Source organism: Streptomyces bauhiniae (genome assembly GCF_004784475.1).
GTDB classification, from domain to species: Bacteria; Actinomycetota; Actinomycetes; order Streptomycetales; family Streptomycetaceae; genus Streptomyces; species Streptomyces seoulensis.
The window spans coordinates 11,660-35,220 of sequence record NZ_SRRT01000007.1 but is presented as its reverse complement, the minus strand read 5'-3'; the positions used below and the strand labels follow the sequence as shown (position 1 = coordinate 35,220).

General features: G+C 72.4%; 17 protein-coding genes and 2 pseudogenes. 9 read left to right on the top strand and 10 right to left on the bottom strand.

The annotated features are described in order from the left end of the window. Positions 1 to 39: 39 nt before the first annotated feature. Positions 40 to 588, bottom strand: a complete 549-nt coding sequence (locus E5083_RS22800; RefSeq protein WP_135787573.1) for an acyl-CoA thioesterase — start codon at positions 586 to 588, stop codon at positions 40 to 42. Positions 589 to 707: 119 nt separating this feature from the next. Between E5083_RS22800 and E5083_RS22795 the strand changes: the two genes are divergently transcribed. The 4 genes and pseudogenes from E5083_RS22795 to E5083_RS22785 all read left to right on the top strand — a co-directional run bounded on the left by E5083_RS22795 (position 708) and on the right by E5083_RS22785 (position 3,431). Then, entirely contained in the window at positions 708 to 1,982 is a 1,275-nt protein-coding gene (locus E5083_RS22795; RefSeq protein ID WP_208754128.1) for an LCP family protein, read from the top strand. A 139-nt stretch (positions 1,983 to 2,121) separates the two neighbouring features. After that, a complete protein-coding gene (locus E5083_RS31275; protein WP_167513607.1) occupies positions 2,122 to 2,286 on the top strand; it encodes a hypothetical protein in 165 nt (54 codons plus the stop codon). Further along, positions 2,270 to 2,794: pseudogene (locus E5083_RS22790) on the top strand (DUF6879 family protein). The gene E5083_RS31275 and the pseudogene E5083_RS22790 overlap by 17 nt, the downstream one beginning before the upstream one ends. A gap of 38 nt (positions 2,795 to 2,832) precedes the next feature. Further along, positions 2,833 to 3,431 (top strand): annotated as a pseudogene (locus E5083_RS22785) (Scr1 family TA system antitoxin-like transcriptional regulator). 230 nt (positions 3,432 to 3,661) lie between these two features. On the opposite strand, the gene E5083_RS22780 reads toward E5083_RS22785, so the two are convergent. Beyond that, entirely contained in the window at positions 3,662 to 5,170 is a 1,509-nt protein-coding gene (locus tag E5083_RS22780) for an LCP family protein (protein ID WP_483025178.1), read from the bottom strand. A 126-nt stretch (positions 5,171 to 5,296) separates the two neighbouring features. On the opposite strand from E5083_RS22780, the gene E5083_RS22775 reads away from it, so the two are divergent. Continuing rightward, complete coding sequence (locus E5083_RS22775; protein ID WP_135787571.1) at positions 5,297 to 6,325, top strand: glycosyltransferase family 2 protein; 1,029 nt, start codon at positions 5,297 to 5,299, stop codon at positions 6,323 to 6,325. A 57-nt stretch (positions 6,326 to 6,382) separates the two neighbouring features. On the opposite strand, the gene E5083_RS22770 is transcribed toward E5083_RS22775, so the two are convergent. The 4 genes from E5083_RS22770 to E5083_RS22755 all read right to left on the bottom strand — a co-directional run bounded on the left by E5083_RS22770 (position 6,383) and on the right by E5083_RS22755 (position 12,081). Next, positions 6,383 to 8,002, bottom strand: a complete 1,620-nt coding sequence (locus E5083_RS22770) for an LCP family protein (protein WP_135787570.1) — start codon at positions 8,000 to 8,002, stop codon at positions 6,383 to 6,385. Positions 8,003 to 8,082: 80 nt separating this feature from the next. After that, the gene (locus E5083_RS22765) at positions 8,083 to 9,828 is read right to left on the bottom strand and encodes an LCP family protein (RefSeq protein WP_135787569.1); all 1,746 of its coding nucleotides are present in this window, start codon (positions 9,826 to 9,828) and stop codon (positions 8,083 to 8,085) included. Positions 9,829 to 10,062: 234 nt separating this feature from the next. Further along, complete coding sequence (locus E5083_RS22760) at positions 10,063 to 11,223, bottom strand: LCP family protein (protein ID WP_135787568.1); 1,161 nt, start codon at positions 11,221 to 11,223, stop codon at positions 10,063 to 10,065. Positions 11,224 to 11,325: 102 nt separating this feature from the next. After that, a complete protein-coding gene (locus tag E5083_RS22755; RefSeq protein WP_135787567.1) occupies positions 11,326 to 12,081 on the bottom strand; it encodes a TIGR03089 family protein in 756 nt (251 codons plus the stop codon). 260 nt (positions 12,082 to 12,341) lie between these two features. Between E5083_RS22755 and manB the strand changes: the two genes are divergently transcribed. Beyond that, positions 12,342 to 13,424 (top strand): mannose-1-phosphate guanylyltransferase, encoded by a 1,083-nt coding sequence (gene manB / locus E5083_RS22750; RefSeq protein ID WP_135787566.1) that lies wholly within the window; start codon positions 12,342 to 12,344, stop codon positions 13,422 to 13,424. A gap of 7 nt (positions 13,425 to 13,431) precedes the next feature. Here manB and E5083_RS22745 read toward each other — a convergent pair whose 3' ends face one another. From E5083_RS22745 to E5083_RS22730, 4 genes are all read right to left on the bottom strand, one after another. Beyond that, entirely contained in the window at positions 13,432 to 14,442 is a 1,011-nt protein-coding gene (locus tag E5083_RS22745) for a DNA-3-methyladenine glycosylase family protein (RefSeq protein WP_135787565.1), read from the bottom strand. An 83-nt stretch (positions 14,443 to 14,525) separates the two neighbouring features. Beyond that, a complete protein-coding gene (locus E5083_RS22740; protein ID WP_135787564.1) occupies positions 14,526 to 15,827 on the bottom strand; it encodes a coenzyme F420-0:L-glutamate ligase in 1,302 nt (433 codons plus the stop codon). Continuing rightward, on the bottom strand, positions 15,824 to 16,783 hold the full coding sequence (cofD, locus tag E5083_RS22735) for a 2-phospho-L-lactate transferase (RefSeq protein ID WP_135787563.1): 960 nt from the start codon (positions 16,781 to 16,783) through the stop codon (positions 15,824 to 15,826). The genes E5083_RS22740 and cofD overlap by 4 nt, the downstream gene beginning before the upstream one ends. Positions 16,784 to 16,828: 45 nt before the next feature. After that, entirely contained in the window at positions 16,829 to 17,335 is a 507-nt protein-coding gene (locus E5083_RS22730) for a cysteine dioxygenase (protein ID WP_135787562.1), read from the bottom strand. A gap of 596 nt (positions 17,336 to 17,931) precedes the next feature. Between E5083_RS22730 and E5083_RS22720 the strand changes: the two genes are divergently transcribed. The 3 genes from E5083_RS22720 to E5083_RS22710 all read left to right on the top strand — a co-directional run bounded on the left by E5083_RS22720 (position 17,932) and on the right by E5083_RS22710 (position 23,523). Beyond that, positions 17,932 to 18,195: a WhiB family transcriptional regulator gene (locus tag E5083_RS22720; protein WP_030377564.1), complete on the top strand. Its 264-nt coding sequence runs from the start codon at positions 17,932 to 17,934 to the stop codon at positions 18,193 to 18,195. A 202-nt stretch (positions 18,196 to 18,397) separates the two neighbouring features. Then, positions 18,398 to 22,039 (top strand): glycosyltransferase family 2 protein, encoded by a 3,642-nt coding sequence (locus E5083_RS22715; RefSeq protein ID WP_135787560.1) that lies wholly within the window; start codon positions 18,398 to 18,400, stop codon positions 22,037 to 22,039. Further along, complete coding sequence (locus tag E5083_RS22710) at positions 22,036 to 23,523, top strand: DUF5719 family protein (protein ID WP_135787559.1); 1,488 nt, start codon at positions 22,036 to 22,038, stop codon at positions 23,521 to 23,523. Before E5083_RS22715 ends, E5083_RS22710 begins: the two co-directional genes overlap by 4 nt. The last annotated feature ends 38 nt before the right edge of the window (positions 23,524 to 23,561 follow it).

The window sequence follows — 23,561 nt, the reverse complement described above, 5'->3', positions numbered from 1 at the left end:
CGCGCGGTTGGCTGAAGCGACGAGGCTCGGCGCGGGCGTTCAGTCCGTGATGCCCTCCGCCGCCCGGCGTTCGCGGAGTTCGCGGATGGCGCGGCGGCGGGCGAGGCGGTGGGTGCGGCGGATCTGGGCTTCCTGGTGGCGGCGGCGGTCGCGTTCGGTCTCGGGGAGGACCGGGGGGACCTGGCGGGGCTTGCCGTCGGCGTCGACGCCGGTGAAGACGAGGTAGGCGGAGCCGACCTGGGTGGCGGGCGCGGACTCGTTCCAGCGCTCGGCGAGGACCCGTACGCCGATCTCCATGGAGGTGCGGCCGGTCCAGTTGACCTGGGCCTTGACGTGCACCAGGTCGCCGACGCGCACCGGCTCCAGGAAGACCATCTCGTCCATGGACGCGGTGACGGCGGGCCCGCCGGAGTGGCGGCCCGCCACGGCGCCCGCGGCGTCGTCGACGAGCTTCATGATCACACCGCCGTGCACCGTACCCAGCAGGTTGGTGTCGTTGTGGGTCATGATGTGGCTGAGGGTGGTGCGGGAAGCGGAAGTGGGCTTGCCCGGAATCTCCGGAGAAGCGGCGGGCGCCAGGTCTGTCATGTCCCCCACCTTATGCCGAAGCGGCTTTCGCGGAATTTATGTCGGGTTCGCAACAGAGGCGCTCCGATTTTCCGACAACCCTTGTAAGGCATCGGTCGGCACCCTGCACACTGGGGCGCATGAATGACTGGCCCGAGGGATGGTCCGACGACGAGCGCGGCCCCCGCTACGGACGCGGCAGCGCCGGTGCGCAGCCGGAAGGCCCGCGCGTGATGCGGCAGGTACGCCGCCCGGCCGCGCCGCCGCCCGGCGCACCCGCGCCGCAGTACGGCGGCGGTGTGCCCAGGCAGCCGTCGTACGTCGACGGCCAGGGCCATGACGGCTACGACAGCGGCTACAACACCGGCCAGGTGTACGGCGGTGGCGGCCCGGGTGGCCCCGGCGCCCCGGCCGGTACCCGCGCACCCCGTCCCGCGCCCAACTGGGGCCGCCGGATCAAGGTGGGTGCGATCACCCTGGCCGCCGTGCTGGTCGTCACCTCGGTGGCCACCTACTTCTGGGCCGACTCCAAGCTCAACCGGGACGTCGACCTGTCCCAGGTGATCGACCGCCCCTCCGAGGGCGAGGGCACCAACTACCTGATCGTCGGCTCCGACAGCCGCAAGGGCATGTCGAGCGAGGACAAGAAGAGACTCCACACGGGGTCCGCCGAGGGCCAGCGCACGGACTCGGTGATGATCCTGCACGTGGGTTCCAACGGCGACACCCTGATATCCCTGCCCCGCGACTCCGACGTGGTCGTCCCCTCCTACAAGGGCTCCACCTCGGGCAAGGTCTACCCCGCCACCGGCCGGCACGCGAAGCTGAACGCGACCTACGCCGAGGACGGCCCGACCCTGCTGACCCGGACCGTGGAGTACAACACCGGGCTGCGCATCGACCACTACGTCGAGATCGGCTTCGCCGGCTTCGCCAACATCGTGGACGCGGTCGGCGGCGTCGACATCAAGATCGACAAGGGGTTCAAGGACAAGTACTCCGGCGCCGACTTCCAGGCGGGCGAGCAGACCCTCAACGGCGAGCAGGCCCTCGCCTTCGTCCGTACCCGGCACGCCTTCGCCGCCTCCGACCTGGAGCGGACCAAGAACCAGCAGAAGTTCCTCGCGGCGCTGGCCCACCAGGTGGCGACCCCGTCGACCGTGCTGAACCCCTTCAAGTTCTATCCGACGATGGGCGCGGGCCTGGACTCCCTCAGCGTCGACAAGGACATGGGCCTGTTCGACCTGGCCTCGATGTTCTGGGCGATGAAGGGCGTCAACGGCGGCGACGGCACCTCCCTGAACATGCCCGTCTCCGGCTCCGTCGGCGGCAACCTCGTCTGGGACAAGGCGAAGGTGAAGACGCTGGTGGACGAGCTGAAGAACGACGAGAAGGTCACGGTCTCGGGCAACTGACGCTTCTGGCCGGAACAGTGAAGGCGCTTCCCCGGACACGGGGTGGCGCCTTCCATCCGTTTGCCGCACGTACCCGGCAGGCGACGTAGTTTCCCGTTCCGTCAACCGCGATCGCTTGACCTCTGCGCACTGGGCTCGGGTGAAGGTCACCAAGCTGGTGAGCACATGCGATGTCACCGAGTGCCCGACGATCTACGTCACGGATCGCGGCACCTTCCTTGTGCAGGGTGAGACTCCGACCGATCACGGGCTTGAGATTCCGGTGGAACTGATCCAGAAGGCCATCCGTGACAACCTCATCTAGGACTCTCGGCGACCTCTTCGACACGTTCCAGCACGAGGCGTTCCGACTGGAGACCCTAGACGACTACAGCAAGTCCGGAAACGTGGACGCCTATCATGCGTTCCTGGCCGGCGAGCCGCAACCGCCCCATTACAACGCGGCCTGGATCGAATAACTCCTCTCGCACACCGAGCAGGGGAAGCGGATTTGCCGGGTGCACGTTCTGTCGCGCCCACTCTCGGACTATCTTAGATTCGAACTCGGGTGGGGATACCGGAAGAACATGACCGGGGGCGAAGAGTTCTTCATACTCGACATCACCGGGAAGCCGAACCCGTTGGAGAACGTTCCGGATTTCTGGCTGTTCGACTCCGCCACTGCGGCCGCTATGCATTACGAGGCGACCGGTCAGTACATCGGATCAGAGGTGCTGCGGCCGGAAAGAACAGCAGAGTTCACGCGGTATCGCGACATGGCGCTCGCGCACGCAGAGCCTTTCGCTGCATGGTGGGTCAAGTACGGAACGTGAACAGAGCACAGCTCGCGGCCGCATTGAAGGCACTTCGAATGGCTGCCGGGAAGGAAGCCAAAGCCGTAGCTCGCAGCGCCCTGATGTCCCCGACCGCGATCGGCGTCTCGGATGAAGTCAAGGCGCAGTACACCGAGGCCGCACGAGCGTCGGTCACGGAGGCAACCGCCTGGCGCCTGCTGAGACGCGTCGGAATGCACACGGGGCAACAGGCCGCCAAGGCCCTGGAACGTCATGACCTTGGCGAAGAAACCCTCAACCGCACGATCAACGGAAGGCTTGAGCGCCAAGGGGTCCTGTACGACAACGCCAAGTCACTGCGGTTCGTCATCACAGAACCTGTCCTCCGATGGCAGATCGTCCCACCGCAGATGATGGCAGCCCAGCTCGATCGCATTGTTTCCCGCTACAGGTGCGGCAGCGCGACATCGCGAATCACGCGTTCGTCATCCGCGATGACCGAATGGTGACAGTGGAGATTGTGCACGCCGAGGTGGTGGTGACGGACCCTCGGGACGTGAGACTGTACATTGAAAAATTCGATGGATTCGCACGGGTCGCATTGTCCGGAGACAAAATGCGGGGCCTCGTCGAGGGCATTCGCGACGATTTCTTGCGGGAACAGGAAACGGGCTAGGGCCGCCCCGGCCAACTCGTTAAAGATGGCGCCATGGAGAGCAACTAGAGAAGTGCCGATCCCGACGCCCCTGGCCACTTCAGGGTGGCCCCCGTGCGAGTGTCGACGGTGCGTGGGCCAGGGTAAGAAATCAGGCCGCTGAGGCGACGGCCGCCCCGCGCCCGTGACGAGGCAGCAGGCCCCGACCGTCGTCCCTGCCAGGGCCCGCATCCCGTCCAAGCCGCGCAGCGCTACGCCTCGCCCGAGCACACCACCTCGTCCCCCCTCACCACCGGCGCGTCCGGGGTCGCGATCTGGGGGCCCTTTACCGGGTGGACGGATTTCCAGTCGGTGCCGGCTGTTACGCGGAGGATGGGGCCGAGGCCGGGGGTGGGGTGGAGTTCGCTGCCGGGGAGGGCGGTGGCGAGGGAGCGGGCGGAGCGGTCCCAGCGGGGGTCGTAGGAGATGACCGTGCGGGCGACGGGATGCGCGGCGGTCACCGGCTGGCGGGTCGTGGCGAAGCCGGTCGCGGCGAGGGCCGCGTCGACCTTGCGGCCGAGCCCCGCCGTACCGGTGCCGTTCTCCACCCGGACCCGGACGGAGTGCGGGTCGACCTCGACGGTCGTGGCCGCCGGGGCCTTCGTCGCCGGGTGCGCGCCGAGCGGCTTGTCGTCGCGCAGGTTGGTGAAGAGCCGCTCGGACTTGACCGGGTCCCACTTCAGCGTGGAGCCGATGCCCTTCACGGCGTACCCCATCTGCCCGATGGGCACGGTGGTGAACTCCGAGGACGACGGCGAGAAGTTCCGCATGGCCCGGCCGAGGTCGAGCAGCTCGTCGGTGCCGAACCCGTTGTCCGCCCGCACCGAGCCGAGCACCGCCCGCGTCACGTCCCGGAACCGCATCGGGTTGAACAGCACCCCCGAGGACGTGGCCCGCTCGATCAGCGCCGCCATGAACCGCTGCTGGCGCTGCATCCGGCCCAGGTCGCTCGCCCCGTCCACATGCCGGGCGCGGACGTACTGCAGGGCCTGTCCACCGCCCAGGGTGTGCGGGCCGGGCGCGAGGTCGAGCCCGGTGTAGGAGTCCTTCAGCGGGGTCGGGGTGCAGATCTTCACCCCGCCGAGCACGTCCACCGTCTTCATGAAGCTGGCGAAGTCGACCTCCAGATAGTGGTCGACCTTCACATGCGTCATCGCCTCCACCGTGCGCACGGTGAGCTGCGGCCCGCCCTCCGCGTACGCCGCGTTCAGCTTCATCGGGTGCGCGTGGTGCCGCTCACCGGTGGTCTGGTCGACGTGCTCGGGCACCTCGGTGTACGAGTCGCGCGGCAGGCTCACCACACTGGCCCGCTCCCGGTCCTCCGAGATGTGCACGATCATCACCGTGTCGGTGCAGTGGCAGGGCGCGCCACCCAGCTTGTACGCGCGCCGCTCCGCCTCGGTGATCTTGTCCCGGCCGTCGGTGCCGACCAGCAGCACGTTCATGCCGTGGCCCGCGCGGGGCCGGTTCTTCATGTCCTTGAAGGCGTCCACGCGGGCGATGCCGGAGTCCAGGCCGGTGACCACCGCGTGGCCGATCCCGGCCGAGGCGAGCACCGCGACCGACAGCGCGGTCACCGCCCGCACCGCCCAGCGCGGCCGCCGCCTGCGGGCGAGGGGCCCCCGTCGCACCCGTCCGGACGGCCGGGGCCGGCGCGGCGGCCTGGGAGCGCTCCCCGCACCCCGGACGGAGGGGGCTGGGGGCCGAGGCGGTCTGGGCAAGGGACACCTCCGGGATGCGGCCGTACGTGGGAATGTGATCACCGTAGGTCGATACGATCTCCAGCCCGCGTCGCGGCCGCGGCGGCGCGCAACGGTGTCCCCCATTCGCGGTAACGTGAGCCCCCTATGAACGCCAAGCCCGATGTGCGGCACCCCGCCGTGTCCGTGATCATGCCCGTGCTCAACGAGGAACGGCATCTGCGCGGCGCCGTCCAGGCGATCCTCGCGCAGGAGTACGCCGGCGACATGGAGGTCGTGATCGCCCTCGGTCCCTCCGCGGACCGTACGGACGAGATCGCGGCCGAGCTGGTGGCCGAGGACCCCCGCGTGGTCACGGTCCCCAACCCCACCGGCCGCACCCCCGCCGCGCTGAACGCCGCGATCAAGGCGTCCCGGCACCCGGTCGTCGTCCGCGTGGACGGCCACGGCATCCTCTCGCCGAACTACATCGCCACCGCCGTACGGCTCCTTGAGGAGACCGGCGCGCAGAACGTCGGCGGCATCATGCACGCCGAGGGCGAGAACGACTGGGAGCACGCGGTCGCCGCCGCGATGACCTCCAAGATCGGTGTCGGCAACGCCGCCTTCCACACCGGTGGCGCGGCCGCCCCCGCCGAGACGGTCTACCTCGGGGTGTTCCGCCGCGAGGCGCTGGAGCAACAGGGCGGCTACAACGAGGAGTTCATCCGCGCCCAGGACTGGGAGCTGAACTTCCGCATCCGCGAGGCGGGCGGCCTGATCTGGTTCTCGCCCGAGCTGCGGGTCTCCTACCGGCCCCGCCCGAGCATCAAGGCGCTGGCCAAGCAGTACAAGGACTACGGCCGCTGGCGGCACGTCGTCGCCCGCTACCACGAGGGGTCCATCAACCTCCGCTACCTCGCCCCGCCGGCCGCCGTGTGCGCGATCGCGGCGGGCGTGGTGGTCGGCGTGGCCGTCACCCCCTGGGGCTTCGTCGTCCCCGCCGGCTACCTGGCGGCCATCGCGGCGGGCTCGATACCGGCCGGCAAGGGCCTCCCCCTCAAGGCCCGCCTCCAGATCCCGGTCGCCCTCGCCACCATGCACATGTCCTGGGGCTTCGGCTTCCTGACCAGCCCCAAGTCCCTGGCGAAGCGCGTCATCGCGTCCCGCCGCCCGGCGGTGCTCGAACCCCGGTAGTGACCACGTGAAAGGGCCCCTCCCGCAGCCGGGAGGGGCCCTTTTCGCGTCGACCGCCTACCAGCGGTAGGGCTTGTACACGTCCATGCAGGACTTGTCGTCCGAGCCGTTGATGGCGTCCGTGCCGCTGGGGAGGTCGCCGGCCTTCGGGGCGGCCTTCTTCGGGTACGTGTCGCCGGTGCGCCAGTCCGAGCCGACCACGACGGTCACGCCGGAGACATCGGTGGAACGTTCCACCTGCTTCGCCGGGATGCCCAGCGCCTTGGCCACCGCCTGGGCGTCGCCCTCCAGGTCGGCGCTCGGGTAGCGCACCACCGTCTCGTCGGCGGACGGCGCCGCCGAGGTGTCCGCCTGCGCCTGGCCGTACCCCTTGGCGCCCAGGGCGCTCGCCACCGCGCGGGCGCGGCCGCTGACCGGGGCGAGGGTGTCGCTGCGGGTGCCGTTCTGCACCTGCACCCCGAGCCGCTCCGGAGCGGCGGAGGGCGCCTTGACGGGCTCGGCGTCCGCGACCGTCTTCTTGGCCGGCTTGCCGTTCTTGTCGAGGGAGACGTCCTCGCGGAGCATCTGCCACAGCTTGTCGGCGCCGGCCTGGTCGGGCAGCACGTGGGAGATGTTCTGCGGGTCCTCGATGTTCGGCATCGTCACCGAGGTGATCCGGTTGGCCGGCACCGCCTTCAGCTCCATGCCGAGGTCGTACAGCTTCTTGACGCTGCTGATCTCGTCGGACACGGTCAGGGACTTGGTGGCCGCCTCCGCGAGGTTCATCAGCCTGCCGCTGTCGGTGAAGACGTTCTGGCCCTTGAGGGTGCGGATCATCGAGTTCAGGTACATGTGCTGGGCGCGGGCGCGCATCACGTCGCTGCCCCAGGCGTGCCGGGTGCGCAGCCACTGCAGGGCCTGCTCGCCCTGCACCTTGTGCGTGCCGGCGGTCAGCTTCAGGCCGGAGCCGCCGCGCTGGGCGGCCGTGGAGCGGTCCCAGACGTTCTGGTTGACGCAGACCCCGACGCCGCCGATCGCGTCCGCCATCCGCACCACACCCGCGAAGTCGATCGTCATCCAGTGGTCGATGTAGACCCCGGTGAGGTTCTCCCAGGTCGCCAGCGTGCAGCCGGCGCCGCCCCGGGCGAGGGTGGTGTTGATGATGTCGTTGGTCGCCGGGTAGACCCGTCCGGTCTTGGCGTCCTTGCACTCGGGGATGTCCACGCGGGTGTCGCGGGGGATGCTCACCATGGCGGCGCTCTTGCGGTCCGCGGAGACGTGGATCAGCATCTGCACGTCACCGAGGGGCGGGTTGCTGCGGTTGTCCTTGCTGCCGCCGAGCTTGACGTTCTCCGCCGAGGCGCGGCTGTCGGAGCCGATCAGCAGGATGTTCAGCGGGGTCTGGCCGTCCGCGTTGGGCCGGGTGCGCTGGGCCCTGGAGTCGTCGCTGCCGCTGCGCGCGCCCGCCTGGATGTTGCCGTTGAGGTGCTCGTAGTACAGGTAACCGGCGCCGGCCGTGCCGAGTATCAGCAGCGCCAGCACACTCGCCGACCAGCGCAGCGCGCGCCGCCCGCCGCCCTGCTTCCCGTCACGGCGCCGGCCGCCGGCGCCTCCGTCACGCGGGCCCCCGGCCCTCGGCGCGCGCTCTCTGGTGTCCTGCGCCACCGAACCCCTCCCCCGAACCCGACTTTGCGACAACTCCCCGTCCTTCCACCACACACGCAGCAAACGGGCCCGTCCCGCGCCGAGTTAGACGCACGACGGGCCCGATGGGTTACCTAAGAGGCGCACTCCACCTTGTCAGCAGTGGACTTGTTACTCACGTCCGGTGCCTTCGCCGGGGCTGTGAGCGAGACGCCCGCGCCCTTGAAGTCCTTGCCCAGGGTCAGGCTCATCGCGGGCAGGCCCTGCGCGTTCTCCACGCTCTTGCCCGGCTTCAGCGCCGAGCCCGGCAGGCCCATGAGGGCGGCCAGTTCGCGCGCCTGCGGTGCCTGGTCCGGGGCGTACTCCAGCGTCGTCTTGCTCAGCTCCGCCGGGGCGTTGCCCGCGTTCTCCGACTTCAGGATGCTCTTCTCCGTCTGCATCCAGTTCAGGGTCTCCTGCGCGCTGCCGTCGGCCGCGCCGCCGTTCATCACGCGCACCCGCACATCGGACGGCGCCGACCTGCTGCCCTTGAGCCGGGCGGCCTGGGCGTCCTTGGCGGCCTTCTCCTTCTTCTTGACGTCGGTGAAGGAGACGTCGTTGTTGATGGCGTCGAAGATCTCCGGGCCCGCGGTCTGGTTGACCACGACCGTCGCGTGCACCTTCTCCGCCGGGTTGTCGATCACCGGCACCGTGAGGAAGGTGATGTTCTTCGGCGGCACCTTCTTCATCTCCAGCGCGATGTCCTTGAGCGTGCCCACGGACTTGATGCCCTGGTCGACGGTGAGCGCGTTGGTCGCCGCCTCCGCGAGGTCCAGCAGCTTGCGGGGGTTGGTCAGGGTGTCGCTGGAGGACATGTCCCGCATCAGCGACCCCATGAACTGCTGCTGCACCTTGATCCGGTCCAGGTCGCCCTGGTTGCCCCAGGCGTGCCGGGTACGGACGAACGCCAGCGCCTGCTCGCCCTCGATCTTGGACTCGCCGGCCGGCAGCTCCAGGTGGGAGTCCTTGTCGTTCACCGCGTGCTTCAGGCAGACCTTGACGCCGCCGACCGCCGAGGTCAGGGTCTTGACCGCGTTGAAGTCGACCATCATGAAGTGGTCCGGCGTGATGCCCGTGACCGCCTTCACCGTACGCATCGTGCAGCCCGCGTCCCGGCCCTCCTGGCCGAGGCTGGTGTTGAAGCGGACCTGGCTGGAGCCGGGGATGACCTTCTTGCTGCCGTCGGGCTGGACGGTCTCGCAGTCCGGCACGTCCACGATCATGTCGCGGGGGATGCTCAGCGCCGTCGCGTTGGTCCGGTCCTTGGCGACGTGCAGCAGGATGTTGGTGTCCGCGTGGCCGACGCTGTTCTTGTCGCCGTAGCCCTCGTTGCCGGCGCCGGTGCGCTTGTCGGTGCCGATGATCAGGATGTTGAAGGCGTCGTCCTTGCTGAAGCCCTGCTTCGCCGCGCTGCCGACGTCGGTCGCGGAGACGTTGCCCTCGAGATGCTTGAGGTAGAGGTAGCCCGCCGAGCCGGTGGCGACCAGCACCAGCGCCAGACCGCCGCCGGTCCAGGCCAGGATCTTCTTGGTCTTCGACTTCTTCTTCACCGGGCGCCGGTTGCGCCGCCCCGGCGGCGGCTCCGGCTCGGCCCCCCTGCGGCGGCGCGGCTGCGGCACCTCGGCGCCGCGCTCCGGAGCCTCCCGTACCGCCGCGCCGCCCCGGCCGCGCCCGGCCTCGGGATCAGCGGGACGGCCGCGCCGGGAAGCCCGCGGTCCGGGAACCGGTGACTGCGGTGCGGAATTGCTCAGTCGCAGTTCGTATTCGCCGGTGTTCGGATTGAGTACCCACTGGTCTGCGGGGTCGATGTTCTCCGCCCGCCCACGGCTTTGCGCGTCCACGGTTGTCCGAATCCTCCGTCGGGGCCACGCGGCGCCTTCCCCCTCGTAGGCGCTCGGGTCTCGGTGAAACGGTGCGCGGTCGGAGGACGGACCTCACGGGCCGGGGTGCACCGGATCGCTCACACTATCCGCCCTGTTCAGGGTCGAGCGACGCCGGTGACGAATTCCACGTTCTTAGAACTGGGCAATCCCGCTCATTCCTCTGAACAAAAGTTCGCCGATTTGGTGTGGGGATTACTCACACGTGTGCGCGGCGGCCGTGCTGCCCCGGTAGGTGGGGGTGTCCGAAGGGGAGTTTCCCGCGTTGTCGCCGGGTGATTTACCGCCGGTATCCGGTGAAGTGTCCGCAACTTCGACGGGCCGGTCCGCGCGCAGCCGGGCGAAGAGTTCCCCGGCCTCGGGCTGCACCAGTTGGTCACGGTCGGAGTCGTATACATACGCCTCGCGCGGAGCGGTGAGGAACCGCACATGTTCGGTGGGGATGTCGCGCACTCCCCGGACCAACCGGTACAAGCCGCGCAGACTGGCCAGTTCGGGATCGGTGGTGAGCGCCGAGGTCGCCGCGTCCAGCACCGGATACAGCTTCACCGGGTTCAGCAGGACGCCGTCGCTCCGTACCTTCTCCACCAGCGCGCCGAGGAAACGCTGCTGGCGGTCCATCCGGTCGGTGTCGCTGCCGTCCCCGAGCGTCTTGCGAGCGCGTACGTAACCGAGCGCCTGCTCGCCGTCGAGGGTGATCCGGCCGGCGGGCAGCTTCAGCTTGGCCGCCTTGTCGTCGATCGGCTCCCGCACGCACACCGGCACCCCGTCGACGGCGTCCACCATCTGCTGGAACCCGCTGAAGTCGACGACCATGTGGTGGTCGACCCGGATACCGGTCAGCTCCTCGACGGTACGGATGGTGCAGGCCGAACCGCCGACCTGGAAGGCGGTGTTGAACATGGCGAACGACGGGTCGCTCTGCCCGCCGCCGGCGCGCGGGCAGGCCGGGACGCGCACCATCAGGTCGCGGGGGAGCGAGACTGCGGTGGCGCTGCGCCGGTCGGCCGCCAGGTGGAGCAGGATCGTGGTGTCCGAGCGCTCCGTGCCCGAGTCCCGCCCGTACTTCCCGTTGTCGCTCCCGGCGCGGGTGTCGGTGCCGATCAGCAGGATGTTCTGGGCGCCCGACACCAGCGCGGTGGGCCGCTCCTCGTCGTAGCGGGCCAGCTCGCGCGCGGCCGCCTCGTCGGGGGTGATGTTGTCGCTGAGCCGGGCGTACAGCACCCAGCCGGCCCCGCCCGCCGCGAGGAGCAGTACGGCCGCGCCGAGCCCGCCGCCCCTCAGCCACCGCCGCCGGCGCCGCCGCGCGAGCCCGTCCCCGGTGGCCGAGGCGCCGGGAGTTGCGGAGTCGGGCACGGCGGCACCACCCCTCGCGGTCGTCGGACGTACGCCCTGCTCCTACGACCATGGCCGCGCGGACGGCCCCGAGCCGCCCTTTGCTGGGCCGAACGGGCGGTCTCAGTGCCGGGAGGCCGTCACCCGCTCGGCGTCGATGCGCTGCGCCAGCGCGTCGGCGGGCAGCTTGTCGAGGTTGCGGCACAGCACCACCGAGCCCCCGGCGGCCAGCGGCGCGTACAGCCCCGCGCTCAGTCCGGCCCAGGTGTCGTACGGCAGCCCCGACAGCAGCCGGGAGCCCGGCCCGGTCAGGTCCAGGTCCGGCGCGTCGGCGAGCGCCCGCTCCACCACCTCGGCCGCGCTGAACTCGGCCCCGGCCACGATCAGCGCGGGCTCCTCCGGGTCCACCGGCGCGAAGGGGGCGAACCGGTCACCCTGGCCCGGCACTTCGGCCGCGTAGTCCATGAAGCCCTCCGGCACCTGCGGGAACCGCCCGCCCAGCGGACGCAGCGCCAGCGCGACCCGCTCGCCCCGGCAGGCCCGCGCCTCATCGAGGGTGTCCGGCCCGCTGACCACCACGTCGGCCGCGGCCGGGTCCCCGGAGACGTCGGCCACCGCGCCCACCGACGAGCACGCAAGGAGCCACACGGCGGTCTGCCAGTGCGCGGGCAGCAGCAGCGCGACCCGGTCGCCGGGGGCCACGGACAGCTCGCCCTGGAGCAGGTTGGCGGTCTTGGCCACCCAGTTGGCGAAGGTGGCGACGGACAGCTCGACGCGTTCGCCCGTGGCGTCGTCGTAGAAGGTCACCAGGGGGCGTCCGGCGTCCGCGGCGAGCGCGGAACGCAGCAGGCCGGCTGGGGTGCGATCGGTGGCGTTCATCCGCGCAAGGGTACGCGGGCGGGGCCGCGCCCGACGGCGGCTCAGCACCCAGGCCCGCGCCCGACGGCGGCTCAGCACCCGTGCCCGCGCCCGGTGTCCGGCGCCCACTCGCCCGTGCGGACGCGTACGGCCGGGGGACGGCGCCCGCTGATCCCCTCGACACCGCGCGGCCATCGAGGGCCGGCACCGTGCCGTCTGCCTACACTGGCCGGCCGAAAACGAGACGTTCCGCCGGTCCCGGCAGGAAGCGGAGACGACAGGTGACAGAAGCGATCCTCCTGGTCGGCGGCAAGGGCACGCGGCTGCGGCCGCTCACGGTGCACACGCCCAAGCCCATGGTCCCGGCGGCCGGGGTGCCGTTCCTCACGCACCAGTTGGCGAGAGCGAGAGCCGCCGGCGTGGACCACATCGTCCTCGCCACCAGCTACCTCGCCGAGGTCTTCGAACCCCACTTCGGCGACGGCTCCGCCCTCGGGCTCCACCTGGAGTACGTCACCGAGAAGGAGCCGCTGGGCACCGGCGGCGCCATCCGCAACGTCGCCGAACGGCTGCGCTCCGGCCCCGACGAGCCCGTCCTGATCTTCAACGGCGACATCCTCACCGGCCTCGACATCCGGGCCCTGGTCGACACCCACGAGTCCACCGGCGCCGACGTCTCCCTGCACCTGACCAAGGTCACCGACCCCCGCGCCTACGGACTGGTCCCCACCGACGACACCGGCCGCGTGCTGGCCTTCCTGGAGAAGCCGCAGACGCCCGAGGAGATCGTCACCGACCAGATCAACGCGGGCGCCTACGTCTTCAGCCGCTCCGTCATCGACACCATCCCCGCCGGGCGCCCGGTCTCCGTGGAGCGCGAGACCTTCCCCGGTCTGCTGGCCGCCGGGGCCCACCTCCAGGGCATGGTCGACTCCACCTACTGGCTGGACCTCGGCACCCCGGCCGCCTTCGTCCGGGGCTCCGCCGACCTCGTCATGGGCCGCGCCCCCTCACCCGCCGTGCCCGGCCGGCGCGGGGACCGGCTGATCCTGCCGACGGCCAGGGTGGCGTCCGACGCCAAGCTGACCGGGGGCACGGTGGTGGGCGAGGGCGCGTTCGTCGCCGAGGGGGCGCGGGTGTGCGGCTCCACGATCCTGCCGGGCGCGGTCATCGAGCCGGGCGCGGTCGTCACCGACTCCCTCATCGGCAGCCGGGCCCGCGTGGGCGAACGGTCCGTCCTCACGGGTGCGGTGGTCGGGGACGGCGCCGTGGTCGGGGCCGACAACGAGCTGCGGGACGGCGTCCGGGTGTGGTGCGACGCGCGCATCCCGGCCGGGGCGGTCAGGTTCTCCTCGGACCAGTAGGCCCGGCTCACCACCTGCCGATGTCGGTCTTCCGCATCTTCGGGTGCCGGCGCGGCGGGGTGTTGCCGCTGAGCAGGACGTAGCGGGCGGCCCGGTGACGCTGGCCCCCCGGGGCGTACGGCTCCAGCAGGCGCAGCATCTCCGCGTCGTCCGCGTCCCGGTTCCCGGCCAGCGCCCAGCCGACGATGCGGGGCAGGTGCAGGTCGCCCGTGGTCACCGCGTCCGGCGCGCCATGGCTGCGCTGCACCACCTCGGCCGACGTCCACGGACCGACGCCGGGGACGACCTCCAGGCGGGCCCGCGCCTCGGCCGGGGTCATCCCCGCGGTCTGCTCCAGCCGCGCGGCCAGCCGGACGGCCCGCAGGATGGTGGAGGCCCGCTTGTCGTCCACGCCCGCCCGGTGCCACTCCCAGGACGGGATCAGCGCCCAGGTCCGGGGCGCGGGCATCACCCACATCGGGCGCTCGCCCGTCCCGGCGGGGCCCGGCGCGGGCTCCCCGAACCAGCTCACCAGCCGCCGCCACGCCCGGTACGCCTCGTCGGCGGTGACCTTCTGCTCCAGCACCGAGGGGATCAGCGACTCCAGCACCAGCCCGGTCCGGGTCAGCCGCAGTCCGGGACGCCGGTGCCGGGCCAGGGCGACCAGCCGGTGCCGGGGCTCGAAGGCGCCGGGGTCGTCGGCGGCGCCCAGCAGCTCGGGCAGCCGGTCCAGCAGCCACTCGGCGCCGGGCCCCCATGCCTCCCCGCGCACCTCGCCGCCGTACGCGTACACGCGCAGCGTGCCCGGCCCGGCGGGGGTACGGGTGGCCCGCCACACCGAGCCGTCGCGGGTCGCGCGGAACGTGGGGTCACCGCCCCCGCGCCGCAGCACTCCCAGCACCAGACCGAGGTCGTACGGCCCCTCGGGCACCCACGTCCGCGTCCGGGGCCCGGCCGCCTGCCGGGGCAGCACGGGTGCCGGAACCGCGTCGCGCACGGTCGCGTGCGACGGGAGCCGGGGGGCGAAACGTCCTGCCACGGGGAGAGGTCCTAGGGGTGCGGATGGGGCGGGGGTGCCCTACGAGACTGGTGCCCTACGAGACTAGGGCCTCTCCGCGCGCCTCACCGCACCTCGATGAAGGCCCCCGCCTCCCGCGCAGGACGGGCCGGGGGCTCCTGGGCCGGGTGACCGATCGCCACCGCGCCCATCGGGTCCCAGCCGGCGGGCAGGTCCAGCACCTCGCGGACCACGTCCCGGCAGAACATCGTGGACGACACCCAGGCCGAGCCCAGCCGCTCCCCGGCCAGCGCGACCAGGAAGTTCTGCACACCCGCGCCCGTGGCGACCACGAACATCTCCCGCTCGGCCGCGTCCCGCCGCGCGTCGCCGTAGGTGTGCGAGCCGTCCATGACCAGGCAGGGCACGGCCAGGTACGGCGCGTTGCGCAGGACGTCACCGCGCCGGACCCGCTTGGCGATGGACTCCTCGCTCTTGCCGTCCCGGCGCAGGTCGGCGATCCAGGCGTCCCGCATCGCGTCGAGCAGCGCGAGCCGGGACTCGGCCGACTCCAGCAGCACGAACCGCCACGGCGTGGTGTGGTGCGGGGCGGGCGCGGTCACGGCGGCGGCCACCGCCCGGTGCACCGAGCCGGGGTCGACCGGCTCGTCGGTGAAGGCCCGTACGGTACGGCGCAGGGTCAGCGCCTCCCGTACCGCCTCGGAGGTGCCGAGCCGGAACATGTCGTCCCGCGCGGAGCGCACCATCGCCCGCGCGCCCTCGCCCTGGTCGGCCGCGTCGGTGACCACGTGGGGCAGGCCGCGGACGACCGCCACCGGCAGGCCCGACGCCTTGCCCTTGATCAGGTCGCCCGCCGAGGCGAGTTCGTCGGCGGTGGCGACGACGGTCGCGGAGAGCGGGTTGCCGTGCGCGTCGGTGCCACCGCGCAGGTCGTCCAGGACCCGCACCCCGGCCGCGCCGATCGCCACGTCGGTGAGCCCGGCACGCCAGGGGCGGCCGAAGGTGTCGGTGACGATCACGCCCACGGTGACGCCGAGCGCCTCCCGAAGGCCCTCGCGGATGCCCCGCGCGGAGGCGTCCGGGTCCTCGGGCAGCAGCAGCACAGTGCCCTCGGCGGTGTTGGACGCGTCGACCCCGGCGGCGGCCATGACCAGGCCCTGCCGGTTCTCCACGATGCGCAGCGGTCCGCGCCGGGCCACCACGCGCACCGTCTCCGCGTCGATCGCGGCCTCCCGGTCGGCGGCCCGCACGATCCGTCCCTCGGCCTTCGACACGATCTTGGAGGTGACGAGCAGCACGTCCCCGTCGGCGAGCCCCGGCTCGGCCGCGGCGATCAGCTTGGCCAGGTCGGCGCCCGGCGCCACCTCGGGCAGACCGGAGGGCGCCCAGACCCGGTAACCACTCACGCGGTCCGCACCTCCCCCGCCAGCTCCAGCGCCTCGCGCGCCATCGCGGCGGTCGCGTCCAGGTCGCTCATCATCAGCGGTACGGCACGGCAGCGGATGCCGGCCGCCTCCACGGTCCCGACCGAACCGGCGTCCACGGTGTCGACGAGCCAGCCGTCCAGCAGCCCGGAGCCGTAGTGCGCGGCGACCGCGGCGGCGGTGGACTCCACGCCGACGGCGGCGAGCACCTTGTCGGCCATCCCGCGCACCGGCGCGTCACCGACGATGGGGGAGAGCCCGACCACCGGGACACCCGCCTCCGCGATGGCCTCCCGGATGCCGGGCACCGCGAGGATGGTGCCCACGGACACCACCGGGTTGGACGGCGGGAAGAGGATGACGTCGGCCTCCGCGATGGCCTCCAGCACACCGGGCGCGGGCTTGGCCTGCTCGGCGCCGACCGGCACGACCGCCTCTGCGGGCACCGAGGCGCGCAGCCGCACCCAGTACTCCTGGAAGTGGACCGCCTTGCGCTCGCCGTCCAGGTCGACGGCGACATGGGTCTCCACCCGGTCGTCGGTCATCGGGATCAGCCGCACGCCCGGCTTCCAGCGGTCGCACAGCGCCTCGGTGACCGCGCTCAGCGGATACCCGGCGCCCAGCATCTGGGTCCGCACGATGTGGGTGGCGAAGTCCCGGTCGCCGAGCCCGAACCAGCCCGGCCCGGCGCCGTAGGCCGCGAGCTCCTCCTTGAGGTGGAAGGTCTCGTCCGCCCGCCCCCAGCCCTGCTCCTCGTTGATGCCGCCGCCGAGCGTGTACATCACGGTGTCGAGGTCGGGACAGACCTTCAGCCCGAAGAGATGGATGTCGTCGCCGGTGTTGCCGATGACCGTGATGTCCGCGTCCGGGGCGGCCTGCTTCAGACCGCGCAGGAACCGGGCACCGCCGATGCCGCCTGCCAGAACCACAATGCGCATGGGATCAGTGTGTCAGCAGCCGCCGACAGTCCGTGCGGCCGGTGATCACACCCCGGCCGTGCTCGGCTCCGTACGGGACTCGCAGAGCGGGGCAGTGTGCATGGGCATCTCGGTGAGGCCGGGGTAGTAGATGTGCAGGCTGACCGCGGGCTCCAGCGCGTCGTTGACCACGTCGTGGACATAGCCGGGCGCGAAGACCCGCTGGGCGCCGGCGGTGAGGGTGCGGGTGCCCCGGTCGGTGCGCTCGGTCAGGGTGCCCTCCAGCACGGTGAGGATGCCGGAGGAGCGGCCGTGGTCGTGCGGTCCGCTGCCCTGGCCGGGCACCCAGGACAGCAGCCACACCTCGTAGCCGGGGCCGGTGCGCAGCCGGTGGTACCAGCGGGTGGTGGCGTCGTAGCGGACCAGGTGCGCCCACCGGTCGCGGTCGGCGGCGACCGCGCGGGCCAGTCCGGCGAACTCGGCGACGGTCACCGGGTGCTCGCGGGGCGGCTGCAGCAGGTGGGGGACTTCGAGGAGGTCACCGGCGATCTGGAGGTCGTTGTCGCTGTTCATGGGGGTGTGGGGTTCCTCGGCGGAGAGGTGGTGGCTGGGTGTCGCTGGGCCCCGGCCCGGATCACGGGCGTACGGGCGGGTGTCCCCGAAGGGGTGCGGGAACGGCGGGACACGCGGGGCCGGAGTGGGCCCGGGGTCCGCTGGAGCGCGGTCGGCTCAACAGCAGGGACAGCAACAACAGCTAAGGCGCAGGCCGGCAGCACCGAGGGACCCGGCGGTGCGGGTCGTCGTGGGTGCGAAGTCGGCGAGCATGCCCCCTAGGACAGCGGTTCATACCTGCGGTGTCAACTCGGGGCCCGGTTCGAGGGACATCGTTCACCTCATCCGGTGCATCTCTCAGGTGAAAGGTTTGTGCACCCGGTCCTCGGGACACATGGCGCACATCCGGGCGGCGCCCCTCGGCGTCCTCAGCCGTGTGTCAAGGTTTAGGACGATTTGAACACTTAACGCAGGGCCTTGGTTCCGCAGAGTGAATAACGGGCTCAATAGCAGATCTCGGCTTGACTCGCTCGGAGCAGCACACTTGTAATTTCACTCGTGTCGTTCGGCCGGGACCGGCCAGGCACGGGGACGTGAAGAACAGACGAGGGGCGCACATGACCGAGCTGGTGGAGCAACTGCTGGTCGACGACGCGGACGAGGAACTCGGCTGGCAGGAGCGCGCTCTGTGCGCCCAGACCGATCCCGAGTCCTTCTTCCCCGAGAAGGGCGGCTCCACGAGAGAGGCCAAGAAGGTCTGTCTCGCCTGCGAGGTCCGCTCCGAGTGCCTCGAGTACGCCCTCGCCAACGACGAGCGCTTCGGCATCTGGGGCGGCCTGTCCGAGCGGGAGCGCCGCCGGCTGAAGAAGGCCGCCGTCTGACCGGCGTCCGCGCCGCCGGCCGGCGAACGGCCGCCGGGCACACGCACATACAGGGCGAACGGCCCGTCGCACGTGGGTTGTCCACAGGCGGCGGGCCGTCGTCATGACCGACCGATAGTGTGGGCGCTCGTCCGAGACGCCCCGCTGTCCTTGAGGGGCACAGGCGTCCACCGCAGTCCATCGAACCGGGGCCCGTACCTCGATGTCCGTGCACAGCCATCCGGCAGCCCAACACGACGCTGCCACGCCTGAGTTCCCGCGCCATGTGGTGACGGCCGTCCTCGTCACCCATGACGGCGCCCGCTGGCTGCCCGACGCGCTCGCCGGGCTGCTGAGTCAGGAGCGCCCCGTGCAGTACGCGGTGGCGGCCGACACCGGCAGCGCGGACGACTCCGCCCAACTGGTCGCCGAGACCCTGGGGGACGAGGCCGTCGTCCACCTGGCCCGGCGCACCGGCTTCGGCCAGGCCGTGGAGGAGGCCACCCGCCTCGCCCCCGTCCTCACCCCGGACGACCTGCCCTACCTCAGGCGCCCGGCCAGTTGGGACCCGGCCACGCGCACCTGGCGCGACGACGCCTACGACCTGCCCGAACTGCCGTACGGCGAGCCGGTCCAGTGGCTCTGGCTGCTGCACGACGACTGCGCCCCCGAGCCCGACGCGCTCGCCCAACTGCTCCGGGTCGTGGACAACGAACTCGAACTGGGCCGCGACGACGTGGCCGTGGTCGGCCCCAAGCTCCGCGGCTGGTACGACCGCAGGCAACTGCTGGAGGTCGGCGTCTCCATCGCCAACTCCGGCCGCCGCTGGACCGGTCTGGACCGCCGTGAACAGGACCAGGGCCAGCACGACCACGTCCGCACCGTGCTCTCCGTCTCCACCGCGGGCATGCTGATCCGCCGTGACGTCTTCGAGCGGCTCGGCGGGTTCGACCGCCGGCTGCCCCTGATGCGCGACGACGTCGACCTGTGCTGGCGCGCCCACACCGAGGGCTACCGCGTCCTCATCGCCCCCGACGCCGTCGTCCGGCATGCGGAGGCCGCCTCCCGCGAGCGCCGCACCGTCGACTGCGCGGGCCGTACCACCGCCTCCCCGCACAAGGTCGACAAGGCCGGTGCCGTCCACACCCTGCTCGCCAACACCCGCACGGCCGCGCTGCCCTGGGTGCTGCTCCGGCTGGTCGTCGGCACCCTGCTGCGCACCCTCGCCTACCTGGTCGGCAAGGTGCCCGGCCAGGCGCTCGACGAGATCCGCGGCCTGCTGGGCGTGCTGCTGCGCCCCGAGCGCGTCCTCGCCGCCCGCCGCAGCCGGGGCCCCTCCCAGATCGACAAGGACGAACTGCGGCAACTCTTCCCGCCGCCCGGCGCCACCATCCGCGCCACGGCCGAGCAGGTCGCCGCCAACTTCTCCAGCAACTCCGACGTCGACACCTCCGCCGGCCGCCACGGCAGCGCGGTCGAGTCCGGACCCGGCGGTGACGACGCCGACTTCCTGGAGATCGAGCAGTTCGCCCGGCTCAAGCGCATCGCCCGCAAACCCGGCCCGGTGCTCTTCCTCGCCCTGCTGCTGATCTCCCTGGCCGCCTGCCGCGCCCTGCTGGGCGGCGGTGCCCTCGCGGGAGGCGCGCTGCTGCCCGTCCCGCCCGGCGCGAGCGACCTGTGGTCCGGCTTCGCCGACGCCTGGCACCCGGTCGGCGCCGGCAGCACCACCTCCGCGCCGCCCTACCTCGCGGTGGTGGCGACGCTCGCCTCGCTCTTCCTCGGCTCCACCGGGCTCGCGGTCACCGTGCTGCTGGTCTGCTCGGTGCCGCTGGCCGGCTTCACCGCCTACTTCGCCTCCCGGCCCCTCGTCAGCTCCCGCCTGCTGCGCGCCTGGACGGCCGTCGCGTACGCCTTCCTGCCCGCCACCACCGGCGCGCTGGCCCAGGGCCGCATCGGCACCGCCGTACTCGCCGTGCTGCTGCCGCTGATCGCCCGCGCGGGCGTCGCCGCCAGCGGCCTCGCGAACCCGTCCGGCGGGCGGGGCAGTTGGCGCGCCACCTGGGCGTACGCGCTGCTGCTGACCATCACCACCGCGTTCACGCCCGTGGTCTGGCCCGCGGCGCTGGTGCTCGGCGTCGGCGTGCTCGTGCTGCGCCGCTCCGACCCGGTCGCGCATCTCCTGCGCTTCCTGGCCCAGCTCGGCACCCCGCTGCTGGTCCTCGCGCCCTGGTCGCTGACCCTGCCGCCGACCGGCTTCTTCACCGAGGCCGGGCTGGACTTCGGTGCCTCGGCGGCCTCCGCCTCCGACCTGCTGGGCACCAGCCCCGGCGGGCCCGGCACCCTGACCGGCCTGCTCTTCATCGGCATCGTGCTGGCCGCGCTGGCCGCCCTGCTGCGCTCCGAGCGCCAGTTGGGTATCCGCGCCGCGTGGGCCGTCGCGCTGACCGGGCTGCTGCTCGCGGTGCTGGCCAACCGTTCCGCCTGGGCCGGCCCGGCGACCCTGGTCTACGGCATCGCCCTGCTGGCCGCCGCCGCGCTCGGCGCCGACGGGGCACGCGCGCGGGTGGCCGAGCAGAGCTTCGGCTGGCGCCAGCCGGTCGCCGCGCTGATCGCGCTGGCCTGCGCCGTGGGCCCGCTGGTCGCCGCCGCCGGCTGGATGATCAGGGGCGCCGACGGCCCCCTGGAGCGCCGCGACCCCGCCCAGGTGCCCGCATTCGTCGCCGAGGACGCCGGCACCCGCGACCAGGCCCGCACCCTGGTCCTCGACAGCGACTCCACCGCGCGGGTCCGCTACACCCTGGTCCGGGGCTCCGGCGCCCGCATGGGCGACGGCGAGATCGCCGCGGCCGACGGCCCCGACACCGGCCTGGACAAGGTCGTCGCCAACCTGGTCGCGGGCTCCGGCGCCGACCAGACCGGCCAGCTCGGCGGCTTCGCCGTTCGCTACGTCCTCGTCCACCAGGGCACCCCGCGCCAGATCACCCGCGTCCTGGACGCCACGCCCGGCCTGAACCGGCTCAGCCAGCAGAACGGCAACGCCCTGTGGCGCGTCGACCGCGAGGTCTCCCGCGCCACCCTGATCGGCGCGGGCGGCTCCGGCACCCCGCAGGCCGTCGCCGCGGGCCCCGTGGAGATCCACACCACCGTGCCGGGCGGCTCGGGCGGCCGGGTGCTGCGCCTGGCCGACGCCGTCTCCGACGGCTGGACCGCCACCCTGGACGGCAAGCCCCTCACCCCGAAGACCGTCGACGGCTGGGCCCAGGGCTTCGAACTCCCGGCGGGCGGCGGCAGGCTGGACGTCACCTACGACGCCCCGTTCACCCACACCGTCTGGCTGTGGGTCCAGGGCGCGCTCGCCGTCCTCCTGGTCGTCCTCGCCCTGCCCGGCCGCCGCCGCGACGTCGACGACGACCTCCCCGAGGAAGAGCCGGTCCCGGCCCAGGCCATGGAGGGCGAGGGCCGCCGCGCCCGCCGCCTGCGCGCCCAGGCCGAGGCCGAGGAGACGGAGGAGGCCGCGGAGGCCGCCGAAGGGGAACCGGAAGCCCCGCCGTACGGACAGCAGGAGCAGCCGGTCATCCCGCACCAGCAGCCCTACGCCGACTGGGACACCGGCACCAACACCTACGCCGACCCCGAGTACGCGGCCTACCCCGCCGACCCCTACCAGGCCCCGTACCAGCACACCGGGTACGACCAGGGCGCGTACCAGCCCGACCCCTACGGCCAGCAGCCCTACGACCCCTACGGGTACGGGGCGCAGCAGGAGCAGCCGTACGACCCGGCGGCCCACCCGCAGGGCTACGACCCCGCCCAGCAGCCGCCCTACGGCGACGGCAGTGAGCGCCACGACGGGAGCCAGCAGTGAACCGCACGACCCTGTCCCTGATCGCCTGCACCGTCGCCCTGGCCGCCGTCACCGGGTTCGCCGCCTTCGACCCGCCCGCCGCCTCCACCACGAGCGCGGCCGGCAGCGCCACCGAGCGGCCCGTGGAGCGCACCGGCCTGCTGTGCCCGGCGCCGAGCTTCTCCGACATCGCCGACACCGCGTACACCTCGTTCACGCCCGTCACCCGGGGCGCGGGCAACGGCGGCAAGGCCGCGCTGGAGGCGGCCGCCGAACAGTCCGCCGACGGCAAGGGCGCCAAGGGCGGCGGCAAGAAGGACCAGGCGGTGCTCACCCCCAAGCCGCCGGGCACCCCGGCCCTGGGCGAAACCTCCGGCAGCGACACGCCCGCCCTGATCGGCACCGCCGACGGCAAGTACGCGCCCGGCTGGACCGTCCAGGAGACCACCCGGATCGCCGCGGGCACCGGACGCGGCCTCCAGGGCGTCACCTGCACCCCCGCCGACACCGACTTCTGGTTCCCCGGCGCCAGCACCGCCAAGGGCCGCACCGACTACGTCCACCTCACCAACCCCGACGACGGGGCGGCCGTCGTCGACATCAAGCTGTACGGCAAGTCCGGCGCCGTGAAGACCACGGTGACCGACGGCATCACCGTGCCCCCGCACTCCAGCGAACCGGTGCTGCTGTCCACGCTCACCGACGACGAGCAGACCGACCTGACCGTGCACGTCGGCGTGCGCAGCGGCCGGGTCGGCGCCACCGTGCAGGCCCAGGACGACGCGGGCGGCGGCGACTGGCTGCCCGCGGCCGCCGACCCGGCCGGCAGCCTGGTCCTGCCCGGCATCCCCAAGGACGCCACCGACGTCCGCCTGGTCGCCTTCACGCCGGGCGACGACGACGCCGACCTCAAGGTCCGCCTGGCCTCCCCGGACGGCTCGATCACCCCGGCCGGCAACGAGACCGTGCACGTCAAGGCGGGCATGACCAGCGCCGTCGACCTCGGCCCGGTCACCCGCGGCGAGCCGGGCTCGCTGATCCTCACGCCCACCGACAAGGCGGCCCCCGTGGTCGCCGCGCTGCGCGTGGTGCGCGGCAAGGGAAGCGCGCAGGAGACGGCGTACATCCCGGCCACCGCCCCCGTCGGCCGCCGCGCCACCGCCGCCGACAACAGCGCCAAGGGCACCACCCTGTCCCTGACCGCGCCCACGGCCGACGCGACCGTCAAGGTCACCGCCTCGGCGGGCAGCGACGGCGGGACGCCCGCGACGAAGACGTACACGGTCAAGCGCGGCACCAGCCAGGACATCAGCGCCCCCACGGGCGGCAAGGGCACCTACGCGCTGACCGTGGAACCCGTCTCCGGCGGCCCGGTCTACGCCGCCCGCACCCTCACGGGCTCCTCCGACGGCGTCCCCGGCTTCACGATCCAGACCCTCCCGAGCGACCGGGGCCTGGTGGCGGTGCCCCGCGCGGAGCAGGACCTGTCGGTGCTCCAGCGGTAGAGCGCGTGCCGGGCGGCCGCCCCTGGGGGACGGCCGCC